General features: G+C 62.1%; 11 protein-coding genes and 1 pseudogene. 3 read left to right on the top strand and 9 right to left on the bottom strand.

What is annotated here, in order from left to right:
* Nucleotides 1–48: 48 nt before the first annotated feature.
* The 4 genes from MRBLSP13_RS08680 to MRBLSP13_RS08665 form a co-directional block, all read right to left on the bottom strand.
* On the bottom strand, nt 49–372 hold the full coding sequence (locus MRBLSP13_RS08680) for an AtpZ/AtpI family protein (protein ID WP_133651817.1): 324 nt from the start codon (nt 370–372) through the stop codon (nt 49–51).
* A 191-nt stretch (nt 373–563) separates the two neighbouring features.
* Complete coding sequence (locus MRBLSP13_RS08675) at nt 564–965, bottom strand: YdbL family protein (RefSeq protein ID WP_363735139.1); 402 nt, start codon at nt 963–965, stop codon at nt 564–566.
* Complete coding sequence (locus MRBLSP13_RS08670; RefSeq protein ID WP_363735140.1) at nt 962–1,150, bottom strand: YnbE family lipoprotein; 189 nt, start codon at nt 1,148–1,150, stop codon at nt 962–964. The genes MRBLSP13_RS08675 and MRBLSP13_RS08670 overlap by 4 nt, the downstream gene beginning before the upstream one ends.
* Entirely contained in the window at nt 1,147–4,380 is a 3,234-nt protein-coding gene (locus tag MRBLSP13_RS08665) for an intermembrane phospholipid transport protein YdbH family protein (RefSeq protein ID WP_363753978.1), read from the bottom strand. Before MRBLSP13_RS08665 ends, MRBLSP13_RS08670 begins: the two co-directional genes overlap by 4 nt.
* A gap of 126 nt (nt 4,381–4,506) precedes the next feature.
* Here MRBLSP13_RS08665 and radC point away from each other — a divergent pair, with 126 nt between their 5' ends.
* Entirely contained in the window at nt 4,507–5,202 is a 696-nt protein-coding gene (gene radC, locus MRBLSP13_RS08660; RefSeq protein WP_363754346.1) for a RadC family protein, read from the top strand.
* 83 nt (nt 5,203–5,285) lie between these two features.
* Here radC and MRBLSP13_RS08655 read toward each other — a convergent pair whose 3' ends face one another.
* From MRBLSP13_RS08655 to MRBLSP13_RS08645, 3 genes and pseudogenes are all read right to left on the bottom strand, one after another.
* A complete protein-coding gene (locus MRBLSP13_RS08655; RefSeq protein WP_363735144.1) occupies nt 5,286–6,692 on the bottom strand; it encodes a porin in 1,407 nt (468 codons plus the stop codon).
* Between the two features lie 141 nt (nt 6,693–6,833).
* Nucleotides 6,834–7,133: pseudogene (locus MRBLSP13_RS08650) on the bottom strand (membrane dipeptidase); the annotation flags it as partial.
* Complete coding sequence (locus MRBLSP13_RS08645; protein ID WP_363754366.1) at nt 7,133–7,456, bottom strand: hypothetical protein; 324 nt, start codon at nt 7,454–7,456, stop codon at nt 7,133–7,135. The gene MRBLSP13_RS08645 and the pseudogene MRBLSP13_RS08650, both read right to left, overlap by 1 nt.
* On the opposite strand from MRBLSP13_RS08645, the gene MRBLSP13_RS08640 reads away from it, so the two are divergent.
* Nucleotides 7,443–8,393, top strand: coding sequence for a chromate resistance protein ChrB domain-containing protein (locus MRBLSP13_RS08640; RefSeq protein WP_363735145.1), 951 nt, complete (start codon nt 7,443–7,445; stop codon nt 8,391–8,393). The two genes, MRBLSP13_RS08645 and MRBLSP13_RS08640, sit on opposite strands and share 14 nt — an antisense overlap.
* Complete coding sequence (chrA, locus tag MRBLSP13_RS08635; protein ID WP_363753976.1) at nt 8,390–9,781, top strand: chromate efflux transporter; 1,392 nt, start codon at nt 8,390–8,392, stop codon at nt 9,779–9,781. The genes MRBLSP13_RS08640 and chrA overlap by 4 nt, the downstream gene beginning before the upstream one ends.
* Nucleotides 9,782–9,897: 116 nt before the next feature.
* On the opposite strand, the gene groL is transcribed toward chrA, so the two are convergent.
* Together groL and groES are read right to left on the bottom strand one after the other, a co-directional pair.
* Complete coding sequence (groL, locus tag MRBLSP13_RS08630) at nt 9,898–11,544, bottom strand: chaperonin GroEL (RefSeq protein WP_363735147.1); 1,647 nt, start codon at nt 11,542–11,544, stop codon at nt 9,898–9,900.
* 101 nt (nt 11,545–11,645) lie between these two features.
* Nucleotides 11,646–11,933: a co-chaperone GroES gene (gene groES, locus MRBLSP13_RS08625; protein ID WP_363735148.1), complete on the bottom strand. Its 288-nt coding sequence runs from the start codon at nt 11,931–11,933 to the stop codon at nt 11,646–11,648.
* Nucleotides 11,934–12,348 lie beyond the last annotated feature (415 nt).

Raw genomic sequence — 12,348 nt, 5'->3', positions numbered from 1 at the left:
GCTGGACCCCTGTAACGTCTGTGCAATCGGACTAAGACAAAAGCGTCCCTATTCGTCGGGACGCTTTGTCGTCGTCAATCTGATGATGTTCCTGAACGCAGCCACGATCCCAAGACCGAGAAATGCCAACAGGAGCCAAGGGGATGTCCGCAGAAAGTAGTCCAGAGTCCCACCAACCACGGCACCGCCAGCAAGACCACCGATCAGTTCCGCGAGAACCCTGTTGCCGAGGCGGGACCCATCGTCCGCCTGCTGCACCTGTGTCCCCTGTCTGACCTTTTCGGCATGTTCGGCCTGCGCGATCCGCTCCTCCAGAGAAGCGATCCGCGCATCTTCACCCGCCGGGTCCTGCCCCGGTGCATCCGCCGCCATCCAGCCATCCTTTCCGTTCGGGCTTTGAACCCAACGTCAGGCGGCATGGCGCTTGCGGCTGCACCCGTCAAGGCGCGGCCCGTTTAGAAAGGGCTTTCAGGAGTGTCAACCATCGTTGGACAGGAGAATTTCCTGTCCGAACGAAGCCGGGTCCAAAGTCCACTAGCCGGGCGAGACCGGCGTGAAGTAAATCAGCCGGCCGTGGCGCAATAACCCGGCAGCGCAATAGGCCCTGCGCCCTTGGTCTGCCAAGCACCCGCGCCGATCCGATAGACCTGTCCGGGCTTCACCCGACTGCTGAGCGTCTGGCAACCCGTTGCAGCCGCCACGTCCTGCACCGTCACGCCCCGCTTGCCGGCAAGGTCGGTATAAGCGGCCCTCCGCTTGATGTTGATTGATTCGACTTCCTGCCGGACCGCATCGCTTACAGAGCCGGCAATGCCCAGATAGCCGTCGGCCTGCTCGCCCACCGTCCCGGCGCTGAGCGCCGCGGCCACAGCGCCCGACTGAGCGCGGGCCGGAGAAGTCATGATCAGGCCGGTGGCCAGCGCGACCGCGACCGAGGCGGCGATCATCAAAAACTTGCGTGTCATTGCGGGAACAACTCCGGGTTATTCTGGATCAAATCCTGCGCATCGCGCTGGAGCCGAACGACGACCTCCTGCTGCACCTTCACATTGAGGTTGATTTCTATCGGCTTGTCGGGCGCCTTCACCTGGATGCAGCCTCCCAGGGCCAGACCGGCGAAGCCCGCCGTTATGATCGTTCGCTTCTTCATTTCTGCTCCCCGTTTCGCATAGCTTCGCTTTCGGCAGGCTGAACTGCAACCCCCTGTTGCCCGATCCCGGTACGCATCTTTTCCTGCATCTGGTCGCCTATACTATTTTGTATGAGCGTCGAGGGGTCGATGAAGGATTGCGCGGTTCCCAAAAGTCCCCGGAAGGGCGCCGCGATCCGCACGTTGAATATGAAGGGCAGCCCCGTGAAATTCCGCGCCAGACCCGCTGGCGCCCCACCGATCTGACCGCGATTGACGCCGTTGAAGACGACGTTTGTGACCATCTCTCCATCCAGCGCGCCGTCCATCAGGATCGTCAGACATTTATACTGCAGGTTCTTCAGCGCGTCGAAGGCCAGACGCCCCATTGCACCCAATTGCTCGTTCGACACCGGTCCTACATAGGAAAGCGTGCCTGACTGTCGCGACGGATCACAGGGGACGGTGGGCAACACGCCTTCCGGCATCATCAGGGGCGGCATGCCTTGCTGCCTTGCGGTCAGAACGCCGCCCGCGACGCGTCCGCCCTGCCCATTAAAGATCAGAGGCATGATGCCGTCGAACGTACCTGTCGCGGAAATATTTTTGAGGTCCATCGCCTGAATGAAGGCGCCCGCATCCAGGCCGATGACGCGGAAAGTCAGATAGCGGTCCACATCGGCGCTGAAATCCATGGTCGTCGGCAACAGCACCAATTCGCCGCCGGAGAACGGCCAGCCGCCGCCTTCGACGCGCACCTTCTGCCCTGCCTCCAGCCGGTAACGCACAATGCCGTCGCGAACTTCGACGCCGGGGTTGACCGATCTGATTCGCGCTTCCTGCCCTGGCGCGCTGACCAGTCCAAGCAGGTCAGTGAAGCGCAATTGTCCCGACAGCCCCTCCACCGGACCGAAGGCCGCGGCAAGGCTGGCATTGTCTGTCCGGAACACCCCATCGCTTGTCACATGCGTTCCATCCCAGCGAACATGCCCTTCCCCGCTGACCCGCGCAGTCACATTCGCCACTACGCCCAGGGCAAGGCGAGTCACATCTTCCGGCTGAAGACCAGGACCAAAGGATAATCCCGGCACCGCCAGATCTGCCTTGCCCCGCCCATTGCCCAGATCATGTGCAATGACGGCATGCGCCACCAACGCATCATTACGCGGCGCCCGCAGCGATCCCGTGGCGGCAATCTTCCCATCCTTCAGAATCAACGCGAAATCAGGCACCTTGAGCGGCTCGAACCGACCCGGCGCCTGCGCGTCACGCACGGTCATTCGCGCCGCCAGCTTCAGTATTCCTACGGTAAAGCTCCAGTCCCCCGCACCATTTTCCACGATCAACGGCACGGACCCGATCCGACCGCCCGCTCCGGTCAATGTGCCGCCCAGCCCCTTGTCCGTCGCTTTCCCGGCGAGCATCGCCGCGCTCAGTCGAACCGGCGAATCCTGCGGCCCGATCGCCAGATCGGCATTGACGAGCGCGAAACCCTGCTGCCCCATGGCAAAGCGCGCCTTGTCGGCGGAGAGCCGCATCGGGCTGTCTCCGCTCTTGCCAACCAAGGCGAGCTTGCGGATTTCCGCACCACCGCGCACACCGCCCGAACCCATGGCAATCAGCGATTGCCCGATCGGACAAAGCGTCTGCTGCGTGCGGCCGAGGGAGAAATTGCCGTAACGCGCCTCTATCAGCGAGACCGGGACACATCGCTGGTTGATCGCCAGCGCCCCATCGGCACTCACCTGCCCTTCGACCGGCGCCACCAACCCACGCAGCCTTCCTCCGGGGAGTGGACCATCCAGCCGCACCTGCGTCACAAAGCGTGTATCGCCCTTCGGCCCGGCAACGAAGCGCACCGGCTCCAGAGACAGCCGGGCATCCCCCGCGGCATAGGGTTCAAGAAATAATTGTCCGCCAAAGCCTCCGCCCTGCCTGCGCCCAAGCCGAAGCGCAGCCCTTGGCAACCCGCCGCCTTCTGTCGTGATCGCTCCATCCAGCGCCCAGTCGATCGCCCGCCCGCCTTTGGCCGGCCAGCCGATGGTCACGCGCCCTTCCCGAGCCACAGCAATCTTCGCACCGCTGCGCGCCCAAAAACGAGTGCCGGTCAGGACCAGACTGCCGCCCTTCCCCTGCTGCGCAAAGGCCAGGCTGGTTTGCAGGATATTGTTCTCGGCCGCCCGTCGCACCGCATCAGCCAATCGCGCCGCGAGCGGCCCTACAGGGGTCCCGGTGGTCGATTCGCGCACAGATCGCAGGGGATCACGGCCCGCAGTCCGCAATTGCCGGACATCCAGTTGCCCCTTCAACGCAGCATTGCCTTTGTCGATGTGCCAAGCGCCCTGGAACCTTGAGGTGCCTGCCATCGCGCTCCCGAATGACAGGGCGGTCGCCCCGATTCGGGCTCGCCCGGCGGTCGCGGCGGCAGTCCCGTCCAAGTCGATCAGGCCCGAAGGCTCGACCAGGACCATCTTGCCGGCTCTGAGCGCCTCCCCCGACAGATAGACATGGCCAGTCCAACGATCCAATGCCTTGCCAAATCGCACATCCACGTCCGCCGCTGGTTTTGCGACGGCAATGCCGGCATCGCGACAGGCCAGTGCCTTGCCGCGCAACGGGCCAGAAAGATGCGGGCGGCCCTCCTGCATCGCCACCTCCAGCGTCGCCCGCAGATCAGCCAGGCCGCACCCCCCGGCCCCGGCATCAGGCATGGCCGCTATCAGCCGCCCACGGAAGCCCGAGTGAAGATTTCCCCGCCCGGCGATCTGCATGCTGACCGGCCCGGCATCGGTGTCCAGCTTCAGCCGCGCATCGCTGAGGGCCAGCAGGACGTCGGGCAGGCTGAAGGGAGCCGTGGATCGGACATCGCGGAACTTGTCGATCTCTCCCAGTTTCAACATGCCATCGTGAAGCGAACCGCGCATCCGAACGCCCCCCGCCCGCACGGCCGCCACTTGCGGTGTAAGTCCAGTGAAGGCGATGTCGACCTCTACCCAGCGCGCGGTCAGGTCGGGATGGGCAGGATCGCCCAGCACGATATTCTCGATCCGCTGGGTCCGCAGGCCGATATCCGCCAGATCGTAGCTGCCCTGCACGCCGCGCCTGTTAAGTTCGCGGCTGATGAAGTTCTCGGCGATCGGCGCGCGCTGCGTCCACAGCGCGGCCAGGATCAGCGCCAGCGACCCTGTCCCCACTCCAAGCCAGCGAAGCCAGCCCCGGCGAACCTCCTTTTCGCCGTCCTCGTCGTCCATGCCTATGGTCAAACCCGCGTGCTCAATTCCGTAACGCCTGCATAACGTATGATCTGTCCTAAATATCCTTGCCCGATAAATCCGCAATGAATAGCGTCGATCCGAATGTGGGGAACAGGTAAGACCTTGTCGGATCAGGATTTGAAGTCCACGCACGATGGCGTGGGGCACCGTGCCCGGCTACGCCAGAAGCTGGCGGAGAACGGTGGCGAAGCTCTGCACGACCATGAACTGATCGAATATCTGCTGGCGCTTGCCATACCCCGCCGCGATACAAAACCGCTGGCCAAGGCGTTGCTGCGGGAATTCGACGGCATCGGCGGGTTGATGACCGCGGACTGGCAGGCGATTGCCCGCGTGCCCGGCATGGGCGAAACCAGTATTGCCGCGATCAAGATCGTCCAGGCCACCATGTTGCGGCTGCTGCGGAACGAAGTGGCGGAAAAGCCCGTGCTGGCAAGCTGGCAGGCGCTGCTCGATTATCTGCGCGCCGACATGGCTTTCCTGACCGTGGAAAGGGTGCGCGTGCTGCACCTCAACAGCCGGAACATGCTGATCCGGGACGAGCATATGGGCGACGGGTCGATCGACCAGGCGGCGATCTATACTCGGGAGGTTATCAGACGGGCGATCGACCTCGGCTCCGCAGCGTTGATCCTGGTCCACAATCACCCAAGCGGATCACCTGAACCCAGTCGGCAGGACATAGAGATCACCCGGCAGATCGCGGAGGCGGGCAAGCGACTCAACATCGCCGTGCACGACCACATCATCATCGGAACCCAGGGGCACAGCAGCCTGCGCGCCAAAGGATTGATCTGAAGCATTTTCAAGGTGACGGTTTGGAGTCAAAGGCACGGGAAATGCGGCATAGGCCGTGCCTTTGAAGGCTTCAGGCAAGCACCTCAGTAATTCCACTGCACCTGCGTGCGGACGAGATTGCCCCTGGCGCGCCCGGTTCGGCGTTCATCGGCTTCGGCGCGCCTCATGCGAGCGAAGGCGAGAGTGAATTCCAGTACCTTCCACGGTTGCCATTCGATGCCCAGTTCCAGTTCGTCGGTTGCCAGGCGCGGGGCGTTGGTGCCGGCCTTCCACCCTCCGCGATAATATTGCCAACGCGCATAGGGTATCAACACGCCAAGAGAATCCGTGGGCGCGCGGTACATCATCTGGACATATCCGCCATTCAGGTTCCTGGTCAGGATAGACTGAGCGACGCGGTCATATTCAGGCCCTTTGCCCCAGTTCCATTCAGCCTGAATGCCGAAAGGTTGCGGATAGAGCATGGCATGGATGCCGACCCGATCATCATCATAGGCCACCGCACTGATCGTTCCGCTGCGCAGTTCGGGCTGAACCTCGTTCATCATCGCAGAGCCACCGATTTCGAACACCTGCCCGGCAAATGCGCTGCCCAGCCCGTCCAGCTCGAACGGCCATGTGGCGAAAGCCACCTTCATAAGGCCGCGATTTTGTTCCGTCCTGTTGGTGCCTTGTCCGTTGAAGGCGCCGATGCCGAAAGCGCCGTAATTGCCAAACAGCTTTTGCCCGTCATGCGCCAGCCGGTCCCAGATCTTCTGGACCGAAGGCGGGGTATAGTAGCCAACGATGCCGAGGTCTCGCTCGCTGGGCACCGCGCTATTGACCGCATCGCTGCGGTCGAGGGTGAGCCGGTTGGAGGAGGATTGCATGTTCTCCCAGCCGAAGGGGACCTTGGACTGACCGAAGCGCAGGCGAAAGCTTTTGCCCTTGTCCAGAAAGACGTCGGCATAGGCGTCACGCAGTTGCGCAAAGCCCTCCCGCCGCTCGCTGCCCGCCTGATTGTTCACGGCCGTGGCGAAATCGGATTGCAGATAGAGCGAGACTCGATCGGAAATGTCGCCCTGAAGAACCAATCTCGCCCGGCGCAGCGAGAAGCCGCTGCGATCGGAGATCGAACCGTCATGCACCGAACGAAGACGGGAAACACCTGCCGGAGCAACATCGTCGCCGGAGAGGAAGGCATTGTAGCGCATCTGGGTATAGCCACGCAGCGAGAGCCGTTCATACCATGGCTTCGACTTTGGTGCGGGGGTCGATGGGGGGGCGGCCGCCGGCAATTGGGCGGAGGCGGCAGCCAGTTCAGGAGACGGCACAGCAGCAGGCGCAGGAGCGGCCGCGAGAGGTTCGGCCGAGGCGGCGACTTGCCTGCTCTCGGCGAGTGCGGACGTCAGCACCTTTACCTGCGCCTTCAATTCATCAATCTGGCGCTGCAGGTCCGCATTGCTCTGGGCGAGCGCCGCCTCCGGCATGAGCGCCAGCAGGCTGACCATCAAAATTCCGCCACCAAATGACTTTCGCCGCACTATCCGACTCCCCTGAACAAGTCGGATGAGGCAGCTATGGCATTTCAGTGACAGAAAAGTGACAATGTTATTTCATTTTGGTGACAAACCCGCCGAAACTGAAAGTCATGAGGAGCGACAGCCCTCCTCCGTCAATGGCCCCTGAGGCGTGTAGATCGCCCAGAAACCGCCATCGAGTCCGCCCTTCTTCATGCGCGGCAGGTCGACCTGGGTATAGTCACCATGGACTTGATGCTCCTCCTCGATCGACCAGCCGGGCAGATCGAGAGAGGTGGGCGTATCGAGATAGCTGTCGAGCGTCAGCATCTTCTGATGAAGCTGATAGACCTTCTTCGCCACTTCCTGCGCCTGAGCCGCAACAGGAAGGAGCGCCATCAGCGCCGCTTCCGCCATCAATCTTTTCCGCATCAAATCTCGCCCGAATTGGTGAACTGGAAAGTGCGTGGAGGCTGCGACCGGGAGAAGCCGTCGCCCGTTGTGGAAGAGGAGATAAAGGACAGTCTGTCCTTATCGACGATATTATCGACATCGAACCGCGTCCTCATGACATCAATGTTGAACATGATGAAACTCTCAATCTGCGCTAGGCTGACGGTAGACGGATGACGGAATGGATTTCCTCCATACGCAGGCAAACCCGCGATCACTGTCATTTCCAGCACCCATGATACTACTGTTTCTAAGAACCAGAAATTATGATACATATGAATCATGAAAATGACCGACGCCACCGCATGGCTTGCGCTGCTGCATCAATTGCCTGCCAAGCCGCCTTATCTGCGCGTGAAGATTTGGCGGAGGCTCCAGGCCATAGGTGCGGTACCGCTCAAAAATGCGGTCCATGTACTGCCTCGTTCAGAAGAAAGTGCAGCCGCCTTCCACAGCCTGATGACGGAAATCCTCAACAATGGCGGCGACGCGACGCTCGTCGAAGTGCGGTTGCTGGCCGGCCAGTCAAATGGCGACGTACGCGCCCTGTTCGATGCGGCGCGGCGCGCGGATTATGAAGAGATCACCCAGCTTGCCCGCCGGTTGTTGGAAACCGGCCCCCCCAGCGGAACGGACATCGCGCGGCTGCAGAAGCGGCTGGAGGATGTCGGACGGCTCGATTTCTTCAACGCATCCGGTCGACAGCAAGCCGAAGCGGCGCTCATGGAACTGGACCAACGGCGCTTCCAGCATCCGGACGTCGGCCGAACCCATCCTGCCGTCGGAACCGAGCCGATCGATCTCGCCGAAAAAACATGGGTGACGCGCAGCGGCGTCCATGTCGATCGCATCGCCTGCGCATGGCTGATCCGCCGCTTCATCGACCAGAACGCCCGATTCAAATTCGTGGATAAGCGCCGTTATGATCCGGCCGACGGCGAGCTGCGCTTTGACATGGCCGACGCCGAATTCACCCATGAAGGCGACCGGTGCAGCTTTGAAACATTGTTGCTGCGGGCGGGTCTTGCGAACGACCCCGCGCTGGTTGCGATCGGCGAGGTCATCCATGATCTCGACATCGGCGACAGCAGGTTCGGGCGACCGGAAACCCCCGGCCTGGGAGCCATATTGGCGGGCGTCTGCGCATCGACCGACGACGACCTGCAGCGCATCGCCATGGCAAGCGATGCGCTCAACCAGTTTTATTCCTTTTTCAGCAGCAGAAGGGCGGACCGATGACGTCCAAGACATCCTCCACCATTCCGGCACATTCTCCGCCCGATGGTCATCACGGAATATCGTTGAGCGAAGCAACGCGCCTATGGGCGCGGATCGCGGCGCTCAGCTTCGGGGGACCGGCAGGACAGATCGCCGTAATGCATAGGCTGCTGGTCGAGGAAAAGCGCTGGATCGGCGAGGAACGGTTCCTCCACGCCCTCAATTATTGCATGCTGCTGCCGGGACCGGAAGCGCAGCAGCTTGCCGTCTATATTGGCTGGCTCCTGCACAAGACCAGGGGAGGGCTGATCGCTGGGATATTGTTCGTGCTGCCGGGCTTCCTGGCTATCCTAGCGCTCAGCTACATCTATGTGCTGCTGGGCCATGTTCCAATCATCGAAGGGCTCTTCTTCGGCCTTAAGGCAGCGGTACTGGCCATCGTCATGCAGGCGGTGGTGCGGGTGGGATCACGCGCGCTGAAGAACAATGCGATGCGCGGGATCGCGGTCGGCGCCTTCCTCGCCATTTTCTTCCTTGGCGCGCCTTTTCCGCTGATCATAGTGGCGGCTGGCCTCATCGGCTTCCTCGGCGGGCGCAAAGGGCTTGCAGCCTTTCGGGGCGGCGGCGGTCATGGCGCTGCGAGCGGACATGTGGTCCATGATTGCGACACGGCATTGGGCGAGCGATTACCGGATCATGCGCGCCCTTCCCTCAGCTGGTCGCTGCGTATCTCGGCGCTGTTTCTGCTGCTGTGGCTGGGGCCGGTGCTGGCGCTGTTCCTGACGCTGGGGCCCGACAATGTGTTCACCCATATCGCCAGCTTCTTCAGCCAGATGGCCGTCGTCACTTTTGGCGGTGCCTATGCGGTCCTTGCCTATGTCGCGCAGGAGGCGGTCGGCACCTTCGGCTGGCTTCGTCCGGGCGAAATGCTCGACGGCCTGGGCATGGCGGAAACGACGCCGGGGCCGTTGATCATGGTCACGCAGTTCGTGGGATTTCTGGCTGCGTTCCGCGAGTCCGGGGCGATGCATCCGCTGCTGGCAGCGACGCTGGGCGCCATGCTGACGACCTGGGTGACGTTTGTGCCCTGCTTCCTCTGGATTTTCGCTGGCGCTCCTTTCGTCGAGCGCCTGCGCGGCAACCCCGCGCTTTCGGCGGCGCTGACGGCGATCACGGCCGCCGTGGTGGGCGTGATCCTGAACCTTGCCATCTGGTTTGCCATTCACACCCTCTTTCGGCAGGTCCAGCGGCTGGGTTGGATCGACATGCCCGTGCTGTCCAGCGTCAATATTCCTGCTGTCCTGCTGTCGGCGGGCGCAATGATCGCGGTATTCCGGTTCAGGATCGGCGTGTTGCCGGTCCTGGGTGTCTGTGCGGGCATCGGTGCCGCTTATATCCTGCTGGTCTGAACATGGGGCCGACATGAAAGGGCCGGCGGAGCAACGCTCCACCGGCCCTTTTCATATGAGAGCTTTGAGAACTTCCCCGGTTGCGGGCGAGCCGCTGGCCCGCCCGCAACGCGATCTTAGAAGTCCATGCCGCCCATGCCGCCCATGCCGCCGCCGGGCATACCCATCGGCGCCTTGTCGTCGGAGGGCAGTTCAGCGATCGTGGCTTCGGTCGTGATCAGCAGGCCGGCCACCGAAGCGGCATCCTGCAGCGCGGCGCGGACGACCTTGGTCGGGTCGATCACGCCAGCGGCGACGAGGTTTTCATAGGTGTCGGTCGCAGCGTTGAAGCCCTTGGTCTCGTCATTTTCGCGCAGCAGATTGCCGGCAACGACCGCACCATCGACGCCCGCGTTCGTGGCGATCTGGCGCAGCGGCGCTTCGATGGCCTTGCGGATGATGTCGATACCGCGGGTCTGGTCGTCATTGGCGCCCTTGAGGTCCTTGAGGGCCTTGACAGCGTACAGCAGGGCCGTGCCGCCACCGGGGACGATGCCTTCTTCCACAGCCGCGCGGGTCGCGTGCAGCGCGTCGTCGACGCGATCCTTGCGCTCCTTCACCTCGATTTCGGTCGCACCGCCAACCTTGATGACGGCAACGCCGCCAGCCAGCTTCGCCAGACGCTCCTGGAGCTTCTCGCGGTCGTAGTCCGACGTGGTCGATTCGATCTGCGCACGGATCTGCTCGGTGCGGCCCTTGATCGCGTCGGCGTCACCGGCGCCATCGACGATGGTGGTGTTGTCCTTGTCGATGGTGATGCGCTTGGCGGTGCCGAGCATGCCGAGGGTCACGTTCTCAAGCTTGATGCCGAGGTCTTCGGAGATCACTTCGCCCTTGGTCAGGACGGCGATGTCTTCCAGCATGGCCTTGCGGCGGTCGCCGAAGCCCGGAGCCTTGACCGCAGCAACCTTCAGGCCGCCGCGCAGCTTGTTGACGACCAGGGTCGCCAGCGCTTCGCCTTCGATGTCCTCGGCGATGATGAGGAGCGGACGGCCCGACTGCACCACGGCTTCGAGGATCGGCAGGATCGACTGCAGGTTCGACAGCTTCTTTTCGTGGATCAGGATGTAGGGGTCAGCCAGTTCGACCTGCATCTTTTCCGGGTTGGTGATGAAATAGGGCGACAGATAGCCGCGGTCGAACTGCATGCCTTCCACGACGTCCAGTTCGAAATCGAGGCCCTTGGCTTCCTCGACGGTGATCACGCCTTCCTTGCCGACGCGCTCCATCGCTTCGGCGATCTTCTGGCCGACTTCAACGTCGCCATTGGCCGAGATGATGCCGACCTGGGCGACTTCGTTCGAACCGGCAACCGGCTTCGAGCGGGCCTTGATGTCCTCGACGACCTTGGTGACGGCGAGGTCGATGCCGCGCTTCAGGTCCATCGGGTTCATGCCGGCGGCGACCGACTTCATGCCTTCGCGAACGATCGCCTGGGCGAGGACGGTCGCGGTGGTGGTGCCGTCACCGGCGATGTCGTTGGTCTTCGAAGCGACTTCGCGGACCATCTGGGCGCCCATATTCTCGAACTTGTCCTTCAGTTCGATTTCCTTGGCGACCGAAACACCGTCCTTGGTGATGCGGGGCGCGCCGAAGCTCTTGTCGATGACGACGTTGCGGCCCTTGGGGCCCAGGGTCACCTTGACCGCGTCGGCCAGGATGTCGACGCCGCGCAGGATGCGCTCACGAGCGTCACGCGAAAACTTTACGTCCTTCGCTGCCATGATCTTCTACCTCTCTTTGAGAATTGCAAATCTTGCGAAGTTCACACCGTTACAGGCACGAAAATCCGCCAAAAACTGGAATGTCAGTCCGGTTCGCCGCTTTACGCGACGATGCCCAGAATGTCCGATTCCTTCATGATCAGCAGGTCTTCGCCATCGACCTTGACCTCGGTGCCCGACCATTTGCCGAACAGGATGCGGTCGCCGGCCTTGACGTCCAGCGGGGTGACCTTGCCGTCTTCCGACTTGCTGCCGATGCCGACGGCGACGATTTCGCCTTCCTGCGGCTTTTCCTTGGCGGTGTCGGGGATGATGATGCCGCCGGCAGTCTTCTCTTCCGCCTCTACGCGGCGAACGAGAACGCGGTCATGCAACGGACGAAATGCCATGTTGAGTGCCTTTCCCTCTTTACGACGTTGAAGGGGATCGGATGGAATCGCTGCGCGAATCCGGTTCCTTCTCCCCGATGAACCCGTGTCTGTTAGCACTCCTCTTCAGGGAGTGCCAGCGTCGTTGCATATGGACAGGTCGGATCGGGGATCAAGGGGGGACAAGGAATTTTTCCGCGGAAATTTTCCCTGCGTGGCATCGCCGCCGGTCGCCATCCTCTTCAGGCAAATAAACGCGGACGCCGCCCATAGCACAGCCCCGTCCCCTCGGATGCCGGAAACTGTTGCAGATATGCCTCAACGTGCAGAAAATGCGACAAGTGATTGAAGTCGGCCGGAGATTGTTACTTTACGATAATAAAACAGGAAGGCACCCTTTCCCGCAGCCATAGTCCATATGGCGTAAAGCAGGGGT

This window comes from Sphingobium sp. LSP13-1-1.1 (genome assembly GCF_040676415.1).
Lineage (GTDB): Bacteria > Pseudomonadota > Alphaproteobacteria > Sphingomonadales > Sphingomonadaceae > Sphingobium.
The sequence above is the reverse complement of the archived record's forward strand: the minus strand, read 5'-3'. Positions and strand labels throughout refer to the sequence as shown.